This window comes from Ruegeria sp. BHSB196, assembly GCF_059613135.1.
In genome coordinates this window covers 1-21297 of sequence record NZ_JBXWRY010000018.1, presented here as the reverse complement: position 1 = coordinate 21297, position 21297 = coordinate 1, and the positions used below count along the sequence as shown (strand labels likewise).

The following is a 21297-nucleotide window of genomic DNA, read 5'->3' as shown; positions in this document are numbered from 1 at the left end:
TGCTGTTGGCGCCACACTAGCATCGGCTATGTAAAAATCCATGGACTGGACACGGCAAATCGACGGGTATTGCGAGCGGTTGGGACCGGAATACTGGGCCGAGCCGATCAACGCCGTCACGAACGCGGCGTTTCTGATCTCCGCCTACATCATGTGGCGGCGGGTCAGAGGGCAGGGGATGCCGTTGGCGATGGTTCTCGTGATCATCCTGGCCCTGATCGGTGTGGGCAGCTACCTCTTTCATACACATGCGCAGGTTTGGGCGGCGATGGCGGATACCACGCCCATCCTGGCCTTCATTCTTGTCTACATCTTCGCGATCAATCGCGATGTCTGGCGGCTCAGGCCGTGGCAGGCGATCGTGCTCACGCTTCTGTTCTTTCCCTACGCTGCGGTGACGGTCCCGCTGTTCCAGATGGTGCCGGGACTGGGCGGTTCGGCGGTCTATGCCCCCGTGCCGCTGCTCATCCTGATCTATGCCGTCCTGCTGCGCTCGCGCGCGCCGCATACCGCGCGGGGTCTCGCAGTCGGCGCCGCGATCCTGATCGTTTCGATCTCCTTTCGCGCCACGGATGAGCCGTTCTGCGCGTCATGGCCAACCGGCACGCATTTTCTGTGGCACATCTTGAATGCCACGATGCTGGGTTGGATGATCGAGGTCTACCGGCGCCATCAGTCGGGGAGTCAGCCGTCTACCTGATGGACTTCGATGACGTTTCCGTCCGGATCATAGAAAAAGATCTGATGCCAGCCCGCGACCGCCTGATTGCCCCAGTCGGAATAGGGCACGCCCTGCGCGTCGAGATGCTTTCGGAAGGCTTCCAGATCGTCCGTTCGGTAAGCGATGTGGCCGCGGGAGACCGGGTTGACCATTTGACCTGCCTTGAAGCCGGCGAGCACGTCCTTTTGCGCCAGATGGGTCTGGATGGCACCGTCGGTGAGAAACGCGACATCGCCCGAATATCCCTTCTTCTTTTCGAGCACCGGCAGCCCTTGGGATTCGGCGGCGAGCCCCAGAACGTCCCGATAGAACCGCTCCATCCGGGGAACGTCGTCGGTGGCAAGGTTGAAGTGGTGCAATCTGAGCTTCATGCGTTCCCTCCCGCTGGATTCGCAACCAGAATGCAGGCAGATGCCGGTTTCAGGCAACGGTTCGGGGCGCCGTAGAGCGCAAGCGGACTTGCGACCCGATCCTTGCGGGGGTAAATGCCGCACAACGCACAAGAGGGTTCACATGTCGATTGACCAAAGCACCGCCGCCAAGGTGGCCAAACTGGCACGGATCAAGGTCGAGGACGATGCGCTGCCGGCGCTGGCCTCGGAGTTCAACACGATCCTGGGGTTCATCGAGCAGCTGAACGAGGTGGATGTCGATGGCATCGAACCGATGGTTTCGGTCACGCCCATGCGCCTCAAACGGCGTCCGGACGTGGTGACCGACGGGAACCAGCAGGACAAGATCCTGTCCAATGCCCCTTATGCGCGCGAGGGCTTTTTTGCGGTCCCGAAGGTTGTGGAGTAAACCATGAGCGATCTGAACACTCTTGGCCTGGCCGAGGCCCGCGATGCGTTGCGCAAGGGCGAAACCACTTCGGTCGAGCTGACCGAAGCCTGCCTCAAGGCCATCGATGCCGCCGACGCGCTCAACGCCTTCGTCCACAAGACGCCCGAGATCGCGCTGGAGCGTGCCAAGGCCGCCGACGACCGCATCAAATCGGGCGACGCGCCGTCGATGTGTGGTCTCCCGATCGGCATCAAGGATCTGTTCTGCACCAAAGGGGTGCCTTCGCAAGCGGCCAGCCGCATTCTGGAAGGGTTCAGGCCCGAGTACGAATCCACCGTGTCGCAGCAACTGGCCGATGCCGGCGCTGTGATGCTGGGCAAGCTGAACATGGACGAATTCGCCATGGGCTCGTCCAACGAAACCTCGGTCTATGGCAACGCGGTCAGCCCGTGGCGGCGCGGCAATGACGATGCGCAACTGACCCCCGGCGGCTCCTCGGGTGGCTCGGCGGCTGCCGTTGCGGCCGATCTGTGCCTTGCGGCGACCGGCACCGATACTGGCGGCTCGATCCGCCAGCCTGCGGCCTTTACCGGCATCACCGGCATCAAGCCCACCTATGGCCGTTGCTCGCGCTGGGGCATCGTGGCCTTTGCGTCCTCGCTGGATCAGGCCGGACCGATGACCAAGAACGTGCGCGACGCCGCGATCATGCTCGAGGCGATGTGCGGGCACGACCCCAAGGATTCGACCAGCGCCGATCTGCCGGTGCCGAATTTCGAGGCGATGCTGACCGGCGACATCAAGGGCAAGAAGATCGGCATTCCCAAGGAATACCGAATGGACGGCATGCCCGCCGAGATCGAGAAGCTGTGGGCCGACGGTGCCGAGATGCTGAAAGACGCCGGGGCCCAGATCGTGGATATCTCGCTGCCGCACACCAAGTATGCTCTGCCCGCCTACTACGTGATCGCCCCGGCCGAGGCGTCGTCGAACCTGGCGCGCTATGACGGTGTGCGCTATGGCCGCCGGGCGCAGCTGGCCCAGGGCGACGGCATCACCGAAATGTATGAAAAGACCCGCGCCGAAGGCTTTGGCCATGAAGTGCAGCGCCGCGTGATGATCGGCACCTACGTGCTGTCCGCCGGGTTCTACGACGCCTACTACAACCGCGCCCGCAAGGTGCGCACCCTGATCAAGAAGGACTTCGAGGACGTGTTCGCCGAAGGCATCGACGCCATTCTGACCCCGGCCACGCCGTCGGCGGCTTTTGGCCTCGGCGAGATAACCGAGGCCGATCCGGTGCAGATGTATCTCAACGACGTCTTCACCGTGACGGTCAACCTTGCCGGTCTGCCGGGGATCTCGGTTCCCGCCGGGCTCGACAAGCAGGGATTGCCGCTTGGCCTGCAGCTGATCGGGCGCCCGTGGGAAGAGGGCGATCTGCTCAATACCGCTTATGCGCTCGAGAAAGCGGCGGGCTTTGTGGCCAAGCCGGCAAAATGGTGGTAGTTTTCCGGCCGAGCAGAAAAGGCAAAAAAAGGCGGGCTCCCATGCGTGCATTTTTTCTGATTGCGGCGATCGGTCTTGTCGCAGCATGTGCCACGACATCGACGGTGCCGGGAACCGATTTCAACACGCCCGAATACCAGGCGCAGCGCGAGGCGGCGCTGACCGGGCAGACCATCAACGGCGATCCGCTGATTCCGCCCTCGGCGATCTCGTCCGAGGCCCTGTCGTCGCCGCCGGTGGACTCCAGCCAGTTGGCCGGAGCGCAGCCTTCCACCGGTTCCGCCGAAGACATCGCCAGCCAGACCGCGGCGGCGCTTGCCAGCACCGCTCCGGGCGGCGCCCCTGCGTCCGTCCCCACGGCAGCTGCATCCACGAGCGTCGTTGCCAGCAATTCAGGCATTTCCGACGAGCAGGATTTCGAGGCCGTCGCGAGCCGGCAGACCATCGAAAGCGATGCGGCGCGGATCGAGCGCAACAAGGCCAATTATCAAGTCGTCGCGCCGTCCACCCTGCCAGAGCGGGGCAGCGACGGTCAGCCCAACATCGTTCAATACGCGCTCAGCACCTCGAATCCGGTTGGGGTGCAGGTCTACAGCCGCGCAGGCTTCAACCTGGCGGCAAAGGCGCAGAGAAACTGCGCCAAATATCCCTCTCCGGACCAGGCACAGATCGAGTTTCTGGCCAGCGGTGGCCCGCAGCGTGACCGCAAGGGTCTGGACCCGGACGGCGACGGTTATGCCTGCGGTTGGGATCCCAGCCCGTTCCGGCGCGCTGTCAGCAACTGAGGCCGTGCAGCCCATCTGGCGACCGTCTCGAAATTTCGGCCCTCGCCGTGATGGGCTGAGGCCCTCGCTGATCGTTCTGCACTACACCGCGATGCAGAGCGCCGCCGCGGCGCTGGAACGCCTTTGCGACCCCGCCGCCGAGGTGTCGGCGCATTATCTGATCGGAGGCGACGGCACGCTTTGGCAGATGGTGCGCGAAGAGGACCGTGCCTGGCACGCCGGGGCGGGGAGCTGGCAGGGGCAATCAGACATAAATTCCCGCTCAGTCGGGATCGAGCTGGACAATCCGGGCGATCATCCCTTCACCGAACCGCAGATGGCCGCGCTGGAGCGGCTTCTGCCGCAGATCATGGAGCGTTGGTCCATCGGTCCGCAGGGTCTTCTGGCGCATTCGGACATTGCGCCGGGCCGCAAGTACGATCCCGGACCGCATTTCGACTGGCGGCGGCTGGCGCTGCAGGTTCTGGCTCGCGCGACGCCGCCCGCGGAGCCTGAAAGCGAGCAAGATGCAGCGTCCTTCGTCGATTTGGCCCATGCGGCTGGCTACACGGGTTCGGATGACGCGGACGCGCTGCTGGAAGCCGTGCGCCTGCGCCACCGCCCGGGCGCACAGGGACCGGCCAGCCCCGAGGATCGCGCCCTGATGCGGGCGCTGGCCCTTGACCGGGTGTCGCCCACCGCATAACTGGATTGACGCGCGGAAGGCCGGATGGCCGCTGGGGCGGGGCGACCTGCCCGAGAGGAAAGTCCGGACTCCACAAGGCAACGGTGCCGGGTAACGCCCGGGCGGGGAAACCCGACGGAAAGCGCCACAGAAAACAGACCGCCCCGCCGCGTCGGCCGCAGGCCGAGCCGGCTGGGTAAGGGTGAAACGGTGGGGTAAGAGCCCACCGCGCCGCTGGCAACAGCGGCGGCACGGCAAGCCCCACCGGGAGCAATGCCGAATAGGATCCCCGCGCGGGCAGGTCGGTTCGCCGATACCGCCGCTAGGTCCGCCTTGGCCGAGAGGGATCGGGTTGGCAGCTTGAGCCGCGCAGCGATGCGCGGCCTAGAGGAATGGTCATCTACGGGGGCAACCCCTGAACAGGATCCGGCTTACAGGCCCTCCGCGCGCATTTCCGCCATGTTTGTATTCGTGTCACGGCCCGTCTGCTACAGTGTCGGCAAGGGAAGGGCGCAACCAGGGAGAACCGCGATGAGTTTCATGAAAGCACTGGCCTCCGTGGCCGTTGGATTTGCCGCTGCCAAGGGGCTTGAGAAGTACAAGCAGATGGGTGGAATGGCCGGTTTGCAGGAGATGATGCAGGGCTCGGGCGGGATTCCGGGCATGGACCAGCTGGGCAAGATGGCCGAACAGTTCGGATTGCCTGGCGGAGCCACCGGCCTGCAGGACATGATGAGCAAGATGGGCCTTGGCGGCGCCGCTGCCGGTGCGGCCGGGCTGGGCGGTCTGATGAACGCCATGCAGGGGGCTGCCCGGGCTGGCGGCGAACAGACTGCCGACATGATGGACGCCGTTTTTGGCGGCACCGCAGCAGGGGCGGCGATGGAGGAGCAGGCCAAGCTGATGCTGCGGGCGATGATTCAGGCGGCCAAGGCGGATGGAGAACTGGACGCTCAGGAAAAGCAGACGATCCTGGACGCGCTTGGTGACGATGTCAGCGACGAGGAGCGGGCTTTCGTGCAGGAGCAGCTGGATGCGCCGATCGACGTGATGGGACTGGCATCCGATTCCGGCGCACCGCTCAAGACCCAGGTCTATGCCACATCCCTTGCGGCGATTCGGCTCGACAATGCGCGCGAGGCGTCCTATCTGCGGCAGCTTTCGACGGCCTTGGGGCTGTCGGACAGCGAACGCGACCAGATCCACACCTATATGGGGGCGCCGACCCTGCCGGCCTGAGGCACAGCCGGCTTTCCCGATTTGCGCGCGCGATAGTCCTTGACACGCGCCATGCAGGGCGTAAAAGCGCACGTTCATAGGAATTCAACCGAAAGGCCTCAGCCTTTTTCGGACGCAGGAGACAACGATGGCGAAGCCGACGACAATCAAGATCCGCCTGAACTCGACCGCGGGCACGGGGCATTTCTACGTGACCAAGAAAAACGCGCGGACCATGACCGAAAAGATGACCGTTCGCAAATACGATCCGGTCGCGCGCAAGCATGTCGAATACAAGGAAGGCAAGATCAAGTAGGCCCGACTTGCGACTGGCGAGTTTTGAACAGGGTCGCGCATCTGGCGCGGCCCTTTTCCGTTTCCGGCGGCAGAAAAACCGGTCCGCCGGCCGTCATCGGCCGTTGCAGGTGGGCATCAGGCCTTGGCACAATCGCAGGCTGACCCGCTTGATATGTGACCCCTCCTGCCGTTACGGTTCGGACAACCCGCCACAAATCTCTGAGCAGTCATGAAAAAATTATTGCTACCCGCCTTTGCCTGCCTGTCTCTGGCCGCTTGCGAAGATCTCTGGAACCGCGAAGGTGTTGGATTCACAGGCCTGGATGGTGAACCCAGAACCTTCTCGGAAGAAAGGGGGGTCGTCGATTACATCACACGTCGCGAAAGCGTTCCCGTGGAATTCGCGCGCCTTCCCGAGGTTCAGGTGACGACGGATGCAACGGAAATGAGCAAGATCGCGGGCGTCGCGATCGACAACGGCGGGCGTCTTCCATCCAATGCCGTCGAAGTCGGAGGCGTGGACAAGACACTGATGCTCAGCGATGTGCGGGTGAACGGCACGTTGTTTGCGGTGCTGCGGACTCGTGAGGGCACAACCTCGCGGATGGATGCATCGATCGGCAGCGTCTTCGCGAACGCGGTTCCGCGCCTGACCGGGTGCCTTGCGAAAGGCAGCGTGTATCAGAAGGGCGCAGCCGGGCGTAGGACCACGGGCTTTGCCGTTCCTCTGGATTGCAGCTGACGCGCTAGACCTTCGGCCATCTGCCTCGGACCGTGTGCCGCTGCTACACTAGGGTCTCTCAAAAAGGAAAGGGCGGGTTCGATCGAACCCGCCCTTGCTTGTTTCGATGTTCCGCCGCCTTATTCGCGGTTGCCCAGAAGCTGGAGCAGGAACATGAACATGTTGATGAAGTCCAGATACAGGTTCAGCGCACCCATGATCGCGGCCTTGCCCAGCCATTCCTGATCGCCGGCATGGGCCATCTGGATATAGGTCGTCTTGATCCTCTGCGTGTCATAGGCGGTCAGACCGGCAAAGATCAGGACGCCGATCACGGAAATCGCAAAGGCCATGGCCGAAGAGGCCACGAAGATGTTCACGATCATCGCGATGATCAGGCCGATCAGACCCATGATCAGGAACGTGCCCATGGCCGACAGGTCTTTCTTGGTCATGTAGCCATAGAGCGACAGGCCCGCAAACGCGATCGCGGTGATCAGGAACACCTGAACGATCGACTCGCCGGTGAAGACCAGGAAGATCGAACTGATCGAAAGGCCCATGACGGCGGCAAAGGTATAGAATACCAGCTGCGCCGCCGATGCCGACAGCCGATTGATCGAGGCGGCGAAACCGAACACGAACAGCAGCGGCGCGAACATGATGACCCATTTCAGCGGCGATGCGTAAATCGAGTAGCCGAACGACGTCAGGTACTTGTCGGCGCTCAGCTGCGCTGCGGCGGCCGACGGATCGGTCGTGACTGCGAGGCCGGAAATGGCCCAGGCGGCAAGGAACGTGATCAGCATGCCCACGGACATCGTGCCGTAGACCTTGTTCATATGGGCGCGCAAGCCCTCGTCAATCTGGGCGGCGCGCGCGCCAGTCGCCGTCCGGATCGTGTCGAATTCAGCCATTGAGGTCTCCCTAATTCATCCGCGTTCCAGCAGGCTTGCACCTGCGGGTCTCGGTCCAAATATCGGAGAGGAATCCCCTCAATTCAAGCCTTTTGAGTGCGAAAACTTGACCGGGCGGCTCAGAATTGTCACGCGCCGTTCCGAACCGCCCAATCCGCTTCAGCAGCGCCAGAATTCAGGGGCGTCCCAGATGGGCTTGGAGGCTTCGCGCAGGGCTTCGGCTCGCGACACTCCGATATCCGCCAGCGCGGAGTCATCCAGCCGTTCCAGAACGCGGCGCTGGCGCCAGATCGCGAAGGCGCGGCGCAGCGCGCCCAGGCGCGTGGTGCGGGTGGGGCGGCAGGGGATCGATGTTGTGGTCAGTGCCATTTTGCAGTCCTTTCCGAAACGTCATGCTTCTCGCGGTATTCATCAAGCTTCTTGAAATATATGGGTGCGCAGGTATATTCTGAAAGCGAATGTTTATGATGTGTACCATCAAGGAATGTGAATTGTGAGAAATCTCGACATCACCACGCTGCGGTCCTTCGTCGCCGTCGCGGACCACGGTGGCGTGACGCGGGCCGCCGGGTTCCTGCACCTGACCCAATCCGCCGTTTCCATGCAGCTCAAACGGCTGGAAGAGTTGCTGGGACAGGATCTGTTGGACCGCAGCGGCCGCACGATCGCCCTGACCGCTTCGGGTGAGCAACTGCTGGGCTACGCCCGCCGCATGGTCGCCTTGAACGACGAATTGATCGGCAAGCTCACGGACAAGGCGTTTGAGGGCGAAGTGGTGCTGGGCGTGCCCCATGACATCGTCTATCCGGCCATCCCGCGGGTGTTGCAGCGGTTCCATGCGGATTTTCCCCGCGTGAAGGTGCAGCTTGTTTCATCCTACTCGCTGCAACTCAAGGACATGTTTCGCCGCGGCGAGTGCGACCTGATCCTTACGACCGAAGCTTCCGTCGGCGAAGGGGCGGAAACCGTTGCAAAGCTGCCCTTGCGCTGGATCGGCGCGCCCGGCGGTTCCGCGTGGCGGCGGCGCCCCTTGCGGTTGGCGCTGGGCAGACGCTGCATGTTCCGGCCCCAGGTGATCTCGGCGCTCGACGAGTCCGGTATTCCTTGGGAACTCGCGGTCGAGACTGAAAACGACCGGACCATCGAGGCGACGGTCAGCGCGGATCTGGCCGTGCACGCCATGCTGGACGGCACCGAAGCGGCTCATCTGGAGCAGATCGACTCGGGCGGTGCCCTGCCGGATCTGCCTGCCCACGTGATCAACCTGTATGGCGGCGAAAGCGGGCGAGGCGCGGTTGTCGAAGCCCTGGCCGACCTGGTCCGGCAGAATTTCCGGATGTTGGGCACGCCCCCGCTGAAAGCGGTGGCGGGCTGAGCCGACATCTCACCTGGTCAGGGCGTGATCACTACTTTGCCGGTCGATTTCCGGTCCTTCAGAAGGTCCATTCCCTCGGCGGCGCGCGTCAGCGGCAGGACGTGGCTGATATGCGGGCTGATTCTGCCCTCGCCATGCCAGCGGAACAGGGTCTCGAAACTGTGCCGCACGACCTCGGGCCGGAATTTCAGATATCCGCCGATATAGACGCCGATGACCGTCAGGTTCTTGACCAGCAGGTGGTTGGCCGGAATCTGAGGAACGTCACCACCGGCAAACCCGATCGGCAAAAGACGGCCTTCGGGATTCGTCGCCCGGAACGCGGCCTTGAAGACCTCGCCTCCGATCGCGTCATAGACGACATCGGCACCGCCCAGGGCCTTGACCCGGGCCCGGAGATCCTCGTCGGCGTCGATCAGATGATCGGCCCCCGCTTGCCGCGCCACAGAAAGCCGATCGGCACCGCGTGCCTGGGCGATAACCGTGGCGCCCATGAGTTTTCCGATCTCGACCGCCGTCAGCCCGACGCCGCCGGCCGCTCCAGTGACCAGCAGGGTTTCGCCGGGTTGCAGGCGCGCCCTGTGGTCCAGCGCGATATGACTTGTGCCATAGGCGATCTGGATCGCCGCGGCCTCCTCGAAACCGAGGCCGTCGGGCAGCCGAATGGCGCGGTCCGCATCGAAGACGCCGAATTCCGCCAATCCGCCCTGGCCCGAGTAGACAGCGATTCGGTCGCCTGGCTCCAAACCCGCCACATCTGTTCCCGTTTTGTCGACAATCCCTGCAATTTCCATACCCAATGTGAAGGGCGCTGTCGGCGTGTCCTGATAGGTTCCCTTCTGCATGAGCAGGTCGGCAAAGTTCAGACCGCAGGCGCGAATCGCGACACGAACCTGACCCGGCCCCGGCTCGGGCACCGGGATATCAATGAGCCTCGCAGGGGCGCCTGCTTGGGTTATTTGGTAGGCTTTCATCAACAAATCCTCTTTCGGAGCATAAACAGGCGAAAAGAGCCGACTGTCAAACCGCTTCCTTTGGTTTCCGGTTTTACAACAACGCCTTCGCGACAAGAGGTAGTGTAGGAGTTATGGAAACGACCGTTCTGGTGGTTTTCGATACACAACCGCAAACCTGTGTTTGGCGAGAAAAACTCAACCTCCTTGAAATGCGGGTCGAAATTGGCAATATTTGTCTTACGTGCGGTTCGGGGTGCATAATCAGAATTAGGGAGTTCTTAATGGGCCGCCCGCTATTTCAGCGGTAACGGCCAAAGGTGTGAGTACCCGGACAGGTATGAGTGTAACAGAGGAGAGAACCCATGACCCATCCCGTCGATGTCCATGTCGGCAAGCGTGTCCGGCACCGCCGTTGGCTGATCGGAATGACTCAGCAGCAACTGGCGGAGCAAGTCGGAATCAAGTTCCAGCAGATTCAGAAATACGAAACGGGCGCCAACCGGATCAGCGCATCGCGGCTTTGGGACATCGCCGAGGCATTGGACGTTCCCGTCAGCTTCTTCTTCGAAGGGCTGGACGAGACGCACAAGGACACGCCGCACAAACAGAAGGTGCCGGCCGATCTCATGGGCGACAAGGAAGCTCTGGATCTGGTTCGCTCCTACTATGCGATTCCGGAAAACCAGCGTCGTCGTCTGTTTGAACTGGCGCGCGTTCTGAGCGACGTGGCCTGATCCTGCCGGCTTGACATCCCGGGTCGCTGGCCGCACGGGTGTGCCATGGCGGATGCGACCCTGAGCGATCTCGAAGTTGCGGAAATGTTGGCGGATGCTGCGCGAGCGGCAATCCTGCCATATTTCCGGCAACCCGAATTGGAAACCCACAACAAGCACGACTCCGGATTCGATCCGGTCACCGCCGCAGACCGCGCCGCGGAAACCGCCATGCGCGCGATCCTGGCCCGATACCGTCCCGATGACGGCATCTGGGGCGAGGAGTTCGGGCAGGTTCCCGGCAACAATGACCGGACATGGGTTCTGGACCCGATTGACGGAACGCGGGCTTTCATCAGCGGCACGCCCACCTGGGGCGTTTTGATCGCGCTGTCCGAACATCACGGTCCGGTGCTGGGCCTCATCGACCAGCCCTATATCGGTGAACGCTTTGTCGGGGCAAACGGCACGGCCCATGTCGCCGGGCCGCGCGGACGCTCGCCGCTGCGGACCCGCACCGGCCGAGCGCTGTCCGAAGCGGTTCTCTTCACGACCTTTCCCGAAGTGGGCACACCCTTGGAGCGCGCCGCGTTCCAAGCGGTGGCTGACCAAGTCAGGCTGACCCGGTATGGAATGGACTGTTACGCCTATGCGCTGCTGGCGGCTGGGCAGATCGATCTGGTGATCGAGGCCGGGCTCAACGCCTATGACATTCAAGCGCCGATCGCGGTCATTCAGGCTGCGGGCGGTGTCGTGACCGATTGGCGGGGCGAGCCGGCCCATGGCGGCGGTCGGGTGCTGGCCGCCGCCAATGCCGAAATCCACGCCGCCGCATTGGACATTCTCAGCCGGCACTGAACCGGCTTGATCGGCGGCTGAGCAACGGGTATGCAGAACCAGCCGGTTCTTGGGCCCGTTTTCCACCGGCCAACACACTCTCTGCATGAGACGGGCAAGCTGGGGAGTGTGAAAGATGACCGAAGTACTGCTGAAGAACGCCGATACCATCCTGACCATGGATGACGCCCGCCGCGAATTGCGCGGGGCCGATCTTTTGATCCGCGACGGGCAAATCGCCGGGATCGGGACCGGCCTGGCGACCTCGGGCGACATCCATGAGGTTTCGGGATGCGTCCTGACGCCGGGCCTGGTGAACACCCATCACCACCTTTATCAGACGCTGACCCGCGCGGTACCGGGCGGACAGGACGCGTTGTTGTTCGGGTGGCTTCAGACGCTCTACCCGATCTGGGCGCGGTTCGGGCCGGAGGAGATGTTCGTGTCGGCCCAGATCGGACTGGCCGAGCTGGCCTTGTCGGGCTGCACGCTCAGTTCCGATCATCTGTATCTTTACCCAAACGGTGCCCGCCTGGAGGACACGATCGCGGCGGCGGCCGAGATCGGCCTGCGTTTCCATCCGACACGCGGGGCCATGAGCATCGGTGAAAGCGATGGCGGGTTGCCGCCGGATGCTCTGGTGGAATCCGAAGCCGCCATTCTTGACGACATGGCCCGCGTCGTCGATGCCTTCCACGATCCGGGCGAGGGGTCGATGTGCCGGGTGGGATTGGCGCCCTGTTCGCCGTTTTCCGTCAGTCGTGACCTGATGCGCGAGTCTGCAACGCTGGCGCGGGACAAGGGCGTGATGATGCACACCCATCTGGCCGAGAACGACGAGGACATCGCCTATTCCGAGGCGCAGTTCGGCTGCCGCCCCGGCCAGTATGCCGAAGAGCTCGGCTGGACCGGTCCGGATGTCTGGCACGCCCACTGCGTGAAGCTCGACGGGCACGAGATCGACCTGTTCGCCCGCAGCCGCACGGGCGTGGCGCATTGCCCCTGCTCAAACTGCCGCCTGGGTTCGGGCATCGCTCCGATCCGCGCCATGCGGTATCGCGGGGTGAATGTCGGGCTGGGAGTCGATGGGTCCGCCTCGAACGACAGCGGCAACCTCGTTGCCGAGGCGCGGCAGGCTCTGCTGTTGCAGCGCGTGGCACGCGGTGCGGATGCGATGTCGGCGCGAGAGGCGCTGGAAATCGCCACTCGCGGCGGTGCGGATGTGCTGAACCGCCCGGAGTGTGGCCGCCTGGAGCCGGGCAAGCGGGCCGACATTGCCATCTGGGACGTGCGCGGCATCGAAAGCGCCGGCAGCTGGGATCCCGCGGCGCTGCTTCTGGCTGGACCGATGCGGGTGAAACACCTGTTTGTCGAAGGACGCCAGATCGTGCGGGACGGCCAGATCGCCACCATCGATCTGCCGGCCATGATCGAAAGGCAGAACCGGCTGGCGCAGGCGCTTCGGGTCTGATTGCGTTCGGTGGTCCGCCTTGCGCCCGCCAAGGGGCGCACGGCCCTCAGATCCCGACGCGCCGCCCGCCGATCCAGACTTCGGCCACGGCGCGGTCATCGCCCATCATGATGGTCGGAAAGACCGCCTCCCACAGGTCGTCTGCGACCGCCACGCGCTGGGCGATGGCCGGAGTCGAAGCGAGGTCGAGGACGACGATATCCGCCTCCATGCCCGGTGCCAGATTGCCGATGCGGTCGTCCAGCCGCAACGTCCGGGCGGAACCCACCGTCGCCAGCCACAAGAGCTGGGCAGGGTGCAACGGCTCGCCCCGCAACTGGCCGACCTCATAGGCCGCCGCCATCGTGCGCAGCATCGAGAAGCTGGAGCCGCCCCCGGTATCCGTCGCCAACCCGACCCGGTGCCCGTCCCGCATCAGGCCGGCCATGTCGAACAGGCCGGAGCCGATGAAGGTGTTCGAGGTCGGACAATGGATCAATGCCGCGTCCACCTCGCGCAGTCGGTCGCGCTCGCGCGGTTCCAGATGGATCACGTGACCATAGAGGCCGCGCCCGCCCAGCAGTCCGAAGCGTTCGTAGGTGTCGAGATAGTCGCGGGCATCCGGAAACAGCGACCGGACCCACTCGATCTCGTCGGTCTGCTCGCTCAGATGGGTCTGCATAGGGCAATCCGGGTATTCCGCCCAAAGGGCGCCCATCGCCTCAAGCTGTTCCGGCGTCGACGTGGGCGAAAAACGCGGCGTGATGGCATAGGACAAACGGTCCACCCCATGCCATTTCTCCAGCAGGGCCTTGGACTGATCGTAGCCGGTTTGTGCGGTGTCGCGCAGCGCCTCGGGTGCATTGCGGTCCATGCAGGTCTTTCCTGCGACCACCCGCTGCCCTCGGGTTCGGGCGGCGGAAAAGAAGGCATCGACGCTCTCAGGATGGATGGTGCAGAAACTGCACATCGTCGTGGTGCCATGGGCCGCCGTAAGGTCGAGATAACGGTTGGCGATTTCGGCGGCATAGTCGGCTGCGCCGAACTTCATCTCTTCAGGGAAGGTATAGGTGTTCAACCAGTCGATCAGGCGCTTGCCCCAACTCGCGATCATCGCGGTTTGCGGATAGTGCACATGTGGATCGACAAAACCGGCCAGAATCAGACGGTCGCCATGATCGACGACCTCTGCCGCAGGGTTCGCAGTACTCAGCGCCCGGGCCGAGCCCGTCGCCTCGATCCGGCCTTCCGCAATTAGCACCGCCTCGTGGGATTGCGCGGCATCGACCGGCTCTCCTTCAAAAGGTGAACCCGCAAAACTCAGCACGCGCCCTTTCAGCAGGGTTTTCTGCGCCATGTCGTGTCAATCTCCGCCTGATTGGAACCGGCACACAGCATAGGTGGCGGGAAGTTGCGGGTAAATTGCGCCATTGTCATTGTTTTCCGGTAGCTGCTTCTTCTATTTAGAGGGCAATCGCAGACGGTAGGGGGCAGCACATGACGACCGGGAACGATCAGTCCGACACCGAAAACCCCCGCGACGACGACGCCTATGCGCTGGATCCCAAGACCATCGCCGCGATCCTGTATGCGGTCGACATCGACGACCGGGACAAGCTTGTCGAGTTGATGGAGCCGCTGCATGCGGCCGACATCGCCGACATTCTCGAACAGATCAATCCGTTCGACCGGACCCGGCTGATCCGTCTTTATGACCGCGAGTTCGATGGCGAGATCCTGTCCGAGCTCGAAGAAGGGGTGCGCGAAGAGGTCATTCGCGTCCTGCGCCCGGAAATCCTGGCCGAAGCCGTGCGCGAGCTTGACAGCGACGATGTGGTTGATCTGCTCGAAGACCTGGAAGAACCCGAGCAGGAAGCGATCCTGGGTGTCCTGGAGGATGCCGAACGGGTTGCCGCCCAGCAGGCGCTGACCTATCCGGAAAACTCCGCCGGCCGCCTCATGCAGCGCGAGGTGGTCATGGCGCCCGAACACTGGACGGTCGGGCAGGCGATCGACCATCTGCGGGCCACAGAGGATCTGCCCGAGCAGTTCTACGACATCATCCTGGTGAACCCGCGCCTGAAGCCCATCGCCTATGTGACCTTGGGCAAGCTGATGGGAACCCGGCGCGAAGTGCCGCTCAAGGACATCGCGGAAGAGGATTTCCACGTCATTCCCGTCGAACAGGACGAAGAGGACGTGGCTTATGCCTTCAACCAGTACCATCTGATTTCGGCCCCGGTGGTCGATCAGGATGGCCGCCTGGTCGGGGTCATCACCATCGACGACGCCATGGCCGTGCTGGATGAGGAATACGAGGAAGACATGCTGCGCCTGGCCGGGGTGAGCGACGAAAGCTCGCTGTCGGACAGCGTGGCCGAAACCAGCCGCCGGCGCCTGCCGTGGCTTGCCGTGAACCTGTGCACCGCGATCTGCGCCTCGCTGGTCATTTCGCAGTTCGAGGCGGAAATCGACCAATTGGTGGCGTTGGCGATCCTGATGCCCATCGTCGCGTCCATGGGCGGAAATGCCGGCACGCAGTCGTTGACCGTGGCCGTGCGCGCGTTGGCGACCCGCGACCTGACCGGGTCAAACGTGGCAAGGGTGATCCGGCGGGAGCTGCTCGTGGGGATGCTCAACGGGCTCTGTTTCGCGATCGTGCTGGGGACGATCGGGATGATGTGGTTCAGCTCGCCGCTGCTGGGCGTCGTGATCGGTTCGGCATTGGTCGCCAACATGATCATCGCGGGCTTTGCGGGTACGGTAGTACCTGTCTTGCTGGACCGCCTGGGCGTAGACCCGGCGCTGGCGTCGGGAACCTTCGTGACGACCACCACGGACGTTATGGGGTTCTTCATCTTTCTGGGGCTTGCCAGCGTGGTGCTGCTGTGACCGAGACGACCGATCTGACCGGGGTGAAAGCCGCCGCCCGCAAGGCGGCCTTTGCGCGCCGCAAGCTGGCCTATGACGCCTGCCCGCCGGGCGCGGCGGGGCGACTGTCGGAGGTTCTTGCGGGCTATCGTGGCGTGCCGCTTTCGGGCTACATGCCAATCCGGACCGAGATCGATCCGGTTCCCGCCATGGCCGAGGCAGCGGCCCACGGCCCGGTCGGGGTGCCGGTGATTCAGGGGTCAGGCTTGCCGTTGCGGTTTTCGCGCTGGACGCCCGGTTGCGCGCTGCGCGACGGGCCGTTCGGTGCCCGGATTCCCGAGATCGACGACTTCTTCGACCCCGAGATCCTGATCGTCCCGCTGGTTGCCTTCGATGCCAAGGGTGGGCGTCTGGGCTATGGCGGCGGGTTCTATGACCGCACGCTGGAGGGACTTCGCGCCAAGCGACCGACTCTGGCCATCGGATTCGCCTTTGATGCGCAGGAAGCCGCTGAACTTCCCTTGGAGCTCACGGATCAGAAACTGGATATGGTCGTCACCGAAAGCCGGGTTCTGACTTTCTGAGGTCACTCCTGGAAATGGCTGCGCAGAAAGTCCCAGGCATCGACTTCGGTGCCGTCGGCAAGAATGCAGACGCCGTATTGCCCGCCGTCGGAATGCGTTCTGATCTCGTATTCTCCGCCGTTCTCGACGCAGAATGTCGCGGCGGGATTGGCCATCTCGGTCTTGGTTTCCGGATAGTCCGAGGCCGCTGCGGAACTTGAAACCGCGATCAGAATGAGCATGGCCTGAATGCATCGCATTGTGATTTTTCCCTGTTCCAGCACTGTGACAGAATGAGCGCCGGGACAGAGATTGCAACCGAAACCGGTTGCCGGGGCCGGGTTTTGCGCCATTTTCGGTCAGAATGAAAACCAGCGAAGCATCTTGTCCTTGCGCGCGACAACCCCTAGGAGCGATCGCATGAAAATACTGTTTCTGGGCGATGTCATGGGCCGGTCCGGGCGGACGGCGGTGAAAGAGCATTTGCCACGCTTGCGTGACGAATGGCGGCTGGACTTCGTCGTGGTCAATGGCGAAAACGCCTCGAACGGCATGGGCCTGACCGGGGACCACGCCAAGTTTCTGTTGGATGCCGGTGCCGACTGTCTGACACTGGGCGATCACGCCTTCGACCAGAAGGACATGCTCCAATTCATCGAGACCGAGCCGCGCATCCTACGTCCGATCAATTTTGCCAAGGGCGCGCCGGGCCGGGGGCATCGGGTGTTCGATGCACCGGGCGGGCGCAAGGTTCTGGTGGCGCAAGTCCTGGGTCAGGTATTCATGAAACGCCCGTTCGACGACCCGTTCTCGGCCATCGAGCCGGTGTTGAAGTCGCATCCGCGTGGCGGTCTGGCGCAGGCGGTGATCGTGGACATGCATTGCGAGGCGACGTCCGAGAAGATGGCGATGGGGCATTACTGCGACGGGCGTGCAAGTCTGGTGGTCGGCACGCACACGCATGTGCCAACGGCGGACGCGCAGATTCTGGCGAACGGCACCGCGTACATGACCGACGCGGGCATGTGCGGAGACTATGATTCGATCATCGGCATGGACAAGCAGGAACCGATGCGCCGCTTCATCACCGGAATGCCCAAGACCCGCTTTGCCCCGGCAAACGGCGAGGCGACGCTGTCCGGCGTGCTGGTCGAAACGGATGACCGCACCGGCGCGGCGGCGTCGGTGCGCATGGTGCGGATCGGGGGGCGCCTGGAACAGGCCGGTCTTTGAAGCACCTTTTCCCCGTGCCGGTCTGCGTGTCAGAGAGGCTTGCCGATCCCCGGCCAATACGTGAAACTGCGCAAGCCGATTTTGGCCAGACAGGGTTCGGGCAGAATACCACGAATGGATCTCCTACAAATTTCCGAGACAGGTAGCGCAATCCTTGCGCTCGTCATCGTTGCCGGCATGTTCGCGCTGTTCCTGCGCGAGGTTTTCCCGACCGAAGTCGTGGCAATCGTCGGCGTGGCGCTGATGCTGGTGACGGGCATCCTGCCGTATGAAAATGCCCTCCCGGTCCTGTCCAACCCGGCCCCTTGGACGATTGCCGCCATGTTCATCATCATGGGCGCCCTCGTGCGGACCGGTGCCCTGGATTCCTTTACGTCGCTTGCGCAGAAACAGGCGCAGGTGAACCCGCGCATTGCCATTGCACTGCTCATGGGGTTCGTTGTGATCGCATCGGCCGTGGTGTCCAACACGCCGGTGGTCGTCGTGATGATCCCGGTCTTCGTCCAGGTCGCCCGCACCCTGAACGTGGCGGCGTCCAAGCTGCTGATCCCGCTCAGCTATGCGGCGATCATGGGAGGCACGCTGACGCTGATCGGCACGTCGACGAACCTGCTGGTCGACGGCGTGGCGCGGGCGCAGGGCTTGCCCGCGTTCACGATTTTCGAGGTCACGCCGCTGGGGCTGGCGGTGGTTGCCTATGGCATGTTCTATCTGCGGTTCATTTCTCCCCGGCTGCTGCCGGAACGCACCAGCATGGCCTCGATGCTCAGCGACCGGTCCAAAATGAAGTTCTTCACCGAAGCGGTTATCCCGCCGGACAGCAACCTGATCGGACGCGAAGTGACCGGCGTGCAACTTTTCAAGCGGCCCGGCGTCCGCCTGATCGACGTGATCCGCGGCGACGAATCCTTGCGGCGCGACCTCACCGGCGTCACCCTGCAGGTGGGCGACCGCGTCGTGCTGCGTACGCAGATGACCGAGCTGTTGAGCCTGCAGCGGAACAAGGAACTCAAGCGGGTCGATCAGGTCTCGGCGGTCGAAACGCGCACGGTCGAAGTCCTGATCACGCCGGGATGCCGCATGATCGGCCGTTCGCTCGGAGCGATGCGCCTGCGGCGTCGGTATGGCGTCTATGTTCTTGCCGTGCATCGGCGCAACCAGAACATCAGCGGGCAGTTGGATGATCTGGTCGTCAGGGTTGGGGATACTCTGTTGCTGGAAGGGGCGCCGACGGATATCCAGCGTCTGGCCGCCGACATGGACATGGTGGACGTGGCGCAGCCTTCGGTGCGCGCCTACCGGCGCAGCCACGCGCCGATTGCCGTCGCGGCCTTGCTGGGGATCGTGGTTCTTGCGGCCTTCGGGGTCGCGCCGATCCTGTTTCTGTCCATCCTTGCCGTGGCGGTGGTGCTGGCCACGCGCTGCATCGACGCCGACGAGGCGTTTTCCTTTGTCGAGGGACGCCTGCTGGCGCTCATTTTTGCGATGCTGGCGATCGGCGCCGCACTGGAAAGCTCCGGTGCGGTCGAGTTGATCGTCAACGCGGTGGCCCCAAGCCTGAGCATGTTGCCGCCCTTCCTGATCGTCTGGGCCGTCTACCTGCTGACCTCGGTGCTGACCGAACTGGTCTCCAACAATGCCGTCGCGGTGGTCGTCACGCCGATCGCCATCGGCCTGGCCCAAGCCGTGGGCGTTGATCCACGCCCGCTGGTGGTGGCGGTGATGGTGGCGGCATCGGCCTCGTTCGCCACGCCGATCGGATATCAGACGAACATGCTGGTCTATGGTCCCGGCGGGTACAAGTTCACCGATTTCCTGCGGGTCGGGATTCCGCTCAACGTGACGGTCGGGCTGCTCGCTTCCCTGCTCATTCCCTTGCTCTGGCCGCTGTAGGGCGCTGACCAAAGGCGTTTTTTTGCCGATCAGCCTGAGCATCGCTTGATTCCCCACGTCTACCACCGATCTTGAAATCAACGGGTCAAGGAAAGGATCGGCGATCATGATGAACCATGGTTTCGGAATTGCCGCTTTGGCGGGTTTGATCGCTTGGGCAGGGGCGGTTGTGCCGGCAAATGCCGGCACCGTAACGGGAACGGCCACCTATCGGGAGCGTATCGCGGTGCCGCAGAACGCCGTGCTGGATGTCGCGCTGCTGGACGTGTCGCGCGCCGATGCGCCCGCCGTCATTCTCGCGGCGCAGCGTTTTGCGTTGACCGCTGTCCCTGTGGAATTCGAACTGACCTACGATGATGCGCTGATCGACAGTTCGATGCGCTACGTGGTGCGCGCGTCGATCTACCAGGACCGCACCCTCGTCTTTGCCACGGACACGGCCTATCCCGTCCTGACGAACGGCGCCGGAAACTCGGTCGAACTGATCCTGACCAAGGTCGGACAAGACAGCTCGGGAGGCTTGGAGAACACCAGGTGGCGCGTCGCCGAATTGAACGGGGCGCCGTTGGAATCGGAGAAGCGCCCCGAAATCGCATTCGCGGAGGCGGGCGCATTCAGCGGGACAGGCAATTGCAACCGGTTTTCAGGCCGGATCGACCCGGGCGTGGACACGTTCCGTTTCCCGGAAAACATCGCGGCGACTCTCATGGCCTGCCCGCCGCCCTATGACGCAATCGAACGGGAGTTCTTCAGCACCCTGCCGACGGTCGCCGGGTATTCCGAGGACAACGGCACCTTGACGCTGAACGACGCCGATGGTGTCGCGGTCATGCGCCTTGAACGCCTGCCCTGAGGGCGTTCTGCCGTCCCGCGCGATCATGGCAGGTTGGGATCGATCCCGATGAGAATTTGCTTTGAAACGGGCAGTCGCTTTTTCAGCAGTCTTGCCGTTCTTCTGGTGCTGGCCCTGGCTTCCTGTGCGCCCTTCGAACGCGGCACGCAAATGACGGCCGCCGGCAATGCGCCCCCCGATGTCATTTCCCGCCACCTGCGGTTCTGGGCCGACGATCCGGACGAGATGCTGGCCGCTCACCTGCCGCGTGGTGCACGAATGCGCGACGTGCTGGTTCTGTCCGGCGGTGGGCCGGACGGGGCTTTCGGCGCTGGGGTTCTGACCGGTTGGAGCCAGGCCGGAACCCGACCGGACTTCGACATCGTAACGGGCGTAAGCATCGGGGCGATCCTTGCCCCCTATGCGTTTCTGGGTTCGGAATATGACGACCGGCTCGAGGATCTGATCCTCAACCGCACCGGCAAACTGAAACGTCCCGAATTGCGGCTCTCGGGTCTTTTGTTCGATGCGGGGGCGTTTGAACGCGATGCGCTCACCAATCTGGTCGAGACGGTCCTGACCCCCGACATCGTCGCGCGTATCGCCCGCGAGCATCGCGCCGGGCGCAGGTTGTTCGTGGCCACCACCGATCTCGATGCCCAACGAGTCGCCATCTGGAACATCGGGGAAATCGCACAGATCGGCGGTGAGGAGGCGACAAAGGCCATCCAGGGCGTTTTTGTTGCAGCCGCTGCCATCCCGGCCGCCTTCAAACCCGTCCAGATCTCTGCGCCTTCCGCGTTGGGCGCGCGTGACGAGTTGCACGCCGATGCCGGCGTCATCACGCAATTCTGGGCGCCCGATCCGCGGGTGCTTCGCAAGGCCGGCGGACCCGGAACCACCTATCACGTGATCATCAACAACGCGGTCGAGGCGGATTTCGACGTGGTCCATCCCAA

24 protein-coding genes and 1 other RNA gene are annotated in these 21297 nt (G+C 63.3%); 19 read left to right on the top strand and 6 right to left on the bottom strand.

Going from position 1 to position 21297, the window contains the following annotated elements; translation table 11 throughout:
* Window positions 1-40: 40 nt before the first annotated feature.
* Complete coding sequence (locus AC2FNJ_RS10635; protein ID WP_496764206.1) at window positions 41-700, top strand: ceramidase domain-containing protein; 660 nt, start codon at window positions 41-43, stop codon at window positions 698-700.
* On the opposite strand, the gene AC2FNJ_RS10630 is transcribed toward AC2FNJ_RS10635, so the two are convergent.
* Window positions 685-1092 carry a VOC family protein gene (locus AC2FNJ_RS10630; RefSeq protein WP_496764205.1) on the bottom strand — a complete coding sequence of 136 codons (408 nt, stop codon included), beginning with the start codon at window positions 1090-1092 and terminating at the stop codon, window positions 685-687. The genes AC2FNJ_RS10635 and AC2FNJ_RS10630 overlap by 16 nt on opposite strands.
* Before the next feature lie 142 nt (window positions 1093-1234).
* Here AC2FNJ_RS10630 and gatC point away from each other — a divergent pair, with 142 nt between their 5' ends.
* The 8 genes from gatC to AC2FNJ_RS10590 all read left to right on the top strand — a co-directional run bounded on the left by gatC (window position 1235) and on the right by AC2FNJ_RS10590 (window position 6719).
* Window positions 1235-1522, top strand: a complete 288-nt coding sequence (gene gatC / locus AC2FNJ_RS10625; RefSeq protein WP_496764204.1) for an Asp-tRNA(Asn)/Glu-tRNA(Gln) amidotransferase subunit GatC — start codon at window positions 1235-1237, stop codon at window positions 1520-1522.
* Window positions 1523-1525: 3 nt separating this feature from the next.
* Complete coding sequence (gene gatA, locus AC2FNJ_RS10620; RefSeq protein WP_496764203.1) at window positions 1526-3013, top strand: Asp-tRNA(Asn)/Glu-tRNA(Gln) amidotransferase subunit GatA; 1488 nt, start codon at window positions 1526-1528, stop codon at window positions 3011-3013.
* Between the two features lie 41 nt (window positions 3014-3054).
* The gene (locus AC2FNJ_RS10615) at window positions 3055-3798 is read left to right on the top strand and encodes a hypothetical protein (RefSeq protein ID WP_496764202.1); all 744 of its coding nucleotides are present in this window, start codon (window positions 3055-3057) and stop codon (window positions 3796-3798) included.
* Complete coding sequence (locus AC2FNJ_RS10610) at window positions 3749-4483, top strand: N-acetylmuramoyl-L-alanine amidase (RefSeq protein ID WP_496764201.1); 735 nt, start codon at window positions 3749-3751, stop codon at window positions 4481-4483. Before AC2FNJ_RS10615 ends, AC2FNJ_RS10610 begins: the two co-directional genes overlap by 50 nt.
* Window positions 4484-4495: 12 nt before the next feature.
* An RNA gene (rnpB, locus tag AC2FNJ_RS10605) (RNase P RNA component class A) lies at window positions 4496-4912 on the top strand.
* 81 nt (window positions 4913-4993) lie between these two features.
* A complete protein-coding gene (locus AC2FNJ_RS10600; RefSeq protein WP_496764200.1) occupies window positions 4994-5701 on the top strand; it encodes a DUF533 domain-containing protein in 708 nt (235 codons plus the stop codon).
* Between the two features lie 127 nt (window positions 5702-5828).
* Window positions 5829-5996 (top strand): 50S ribosomal protein L33, encoded by a 168-nt coding sequence (gene rpmG, locus AC2FNJ_RS10595; protein WP_005630270.1) that lies wholly within the window; start codon window positions 5829-5831, stop codon window positions 5994-5996.
* Between the two features lie 426 nt (window positions 5997-6422).
* Window positions 6423-6719, top strand: coding sequence for a hypothetical protein (locus AC2FNJ_RS10590; RefSeq protein WP_496764199.1), 297 nt, complete (start codon window positions 6423-6425; stop codon window positions 6717-6719).
* Window positions 6720-6838: 119 nt separating this feature from the next.
* Here the strand turns inward: AC2FNJ_RS10590 and AC2FNJ_RS10585 are convergent, their stop codons facing one another.
* A complete protein-coding gene (locus AC2FNJ_RS10585) occupies window positions 6839-7615 on the bottom strand; it encodes a Bax inhibitor-1/YccA family protein (RefSeq protein ID WP_496764198.1) in 777 nt (258 codons plus the stop codon).
* Between the two features lie 159 nt (window positions 7616-7774).
* Entirely contained in the window at window positions 7775-7984 is a 210-nt protein-coding gene (locus AC2FNJ_RS10580) for a DUF1127 domain-containing protein (RefSeq protein ID WP_496764197.1), read from the bottom strand.
* Window positions 7985-8105: 121 nt separating this feature from the next.
* Between AC2FNJ_RS10580 and AC2FNJ_RS10575 the strand changes: the two genes are divergently transcribed.
* Window positions 8106-8990 carry a LysR family transcriptional regulator gene (locus tag AC2FNJ_RS10575; protein WP_496764258.1) on the top strand — a complete coding sequence of 295 codons (885 nt, stop codon included), beginning with the start codon at window positions 8106-8108 and terminating at the stop codon, window positions 8988-8990.
* 17 nt (window positions 8991-9007) lie between these two features.
* Here the strand turns inward: AC2FNJ_RS10575 and AC2FNJ_RS10570 are convergent, their stop codons facing one another.
* Window positions 9008-9964 (bottom strand): NADPH:quinone oxidoreductase family protein, encoded by a 957-nt coding sequence (locus AC2FNJ_RS10570; protein WP_496764196.1) that lies wholly within the window; start codon window positions 9962-9964, stop codon window positions 9008-9010.
* Between the two features lie 344 nt (window positions 9965-10308).
* Here AC2FNJ_RS10570 and AC2FNJ_RS10565 point away from each other — a divergent pair, with 344 nt between their 5' ends.
* The 3 genes from AC2FNJ_RS10565 (at window position 10309) to AC2FNJ_RS10555 (ending at window position 12967) form a co-directional block, all read left to right on the top strand.
* On the top strand, window positions 10309-10680 hold the full coding sequence (locus tag AC2FNJ_RS10565) for a helix-turn-helix domain-containing protein (protein ID WP_496764195.1): 372 nt from the start codon (window positions 10309-10311) through the stop codon (window positions 10678-10680).
* A gap of 45 nt (window positions 10681-10725) precedes the next feature.
* Window positions 10726-11517 carry a histidinol-phosphatase gene (hisN, locus tag AC2FNJ_RS10560; protein ID WP_496764194.1) on the top strand — a complete coding sequence of 264 codons (792 nt, stop codon included), beginning with the start codon at window positions 10726-10728 and terminating at the stop codon, window positions 11515-11517.
* 115 nt (window positions 11518-11632) lie between these two features.
* Window positions 11633-12967, top strand: coding sequence for an 8-oxoguanine deaminase (locus AC2FNJ_RS10555; protein ID WP_496764193.1), 1335 nt, complete (start codon window positions 11633-11635; stop codon window positions 12965-12967).
* Window positions 12968-13013: 46 nt separating this feature from the next.
* Here the strand turns inward: AC2FNJ_RS10555 and guaD are convergent, their stop codons facing one another.
* A complete protein-coding gene (gene guaD, locus AC2FNJ_RS10550) occupies window positions 13014-14303 on the bottom strand; it encodes a guanine deaminase (RefSeq protein WP_496764192.1) in 1290 nt (429 codons plus the stop codon).
* 140 nt (window positions 14304-14443) lie between these two features.
* On the opposite strand from guaD, the gene mgtE reads away from it, so the two are divergent.
* Together mgtE and AC2FNJ_RS10540 are read left to right on the top strand one after the other, a co-directional pair.
* Entirely contained in the window at window positions 14444-15838 is a 1395-nt protein-coding gene (mgtE, locus tag AC2FNJ_RS10545) for a magnesium transporter (protein WP_496764191.1), read from the top strand.
* Complete coding sequence (locus tag AC2FNJ_RS10540) at window positions 15835-16401, top strand: 5-formyltetrahydrofolate cyclo-ligase (RefSeq protein WP_496764190.1); 567 nt, start codon at window positions 15835-15837, stop codon at window positions 16399-16401. Before mgtE ends, AC2FNJ_RS10540 begins: the two co-directional genes overlap by 4 nt.
* A 2-nt stretch (window positions 16402-16403) precedes the next feature.
* On the opposite strand, the gene AC2FNJ_RS10535 is transcribed toward AC2FNJ_RS10540, so the two are convergent.
* Window positions 16404-16640 carry a putative hemolysin gene (locus AC2FNJ_RS10535; RefSeq protein ID WP_496764189.1) on the bottom strand — a complete coding sequence of 79 codons (237 nt, stop codon included), beginning with the start codon at window positions 16638-16640 and terminating at the stop codon, window positions 16404-16406.
* Window positions 16641-16800: 160 nt separating this feature from the next.
* Here AC2FNJ_RS10535 and AC2FNJ_RS10530 point away from each other — a divergent pair, with 160 nt between their 5' ends.
* From AC2FNJ_RS10530 to AC2FNJ_RS10515, 4 genes are all read left to right on the top strand, one after another.
* Window positions 16801-17613, top strand: a complete 813-nt coding sequence (locus AC2FNJ_RS10530; RefSeq protein WP_496764188.1) for a TIGR00282 family metallophosphoesterase — start codon at window positions 16801-16803, stop codon at window positions 17611-17613.
* A gap of 114 nt (window positions 17614-17727) precedes the next feature.
* Window positions 17728-19506 (top strand): SLC13 family permease, encoded by a 1779-nt coding sequence (locus tag AC2FNJ_RS10525; RefSeq protein ID WP_496764187.1) that lies wholly within the window; start codon window positions 17728-17730, stop codon window positions 19504-19506.
* Between the two features lie 106 nt (window positions 19507-19612).
* On the top strand, window positions 19613-20359 hold the full coding sequence (locus tag AC2FNJ_RS10520; protein WP_496764186.1) for a YbaY family lipoprotein: 747 nt from the start codon (window positions 19613-19615) through the stop codon (window positions 20357-20359).
* 48 nt (window positions 20360-20407) lie between these two features.
* Window positions 20408-21297 (top strand): patatin-like phospholipase family protein (locus AC2FNJ_RS10515; protein ID WP_496764185.1); only part of this gene is annotated, 890 nt, incomplete at its 3' end.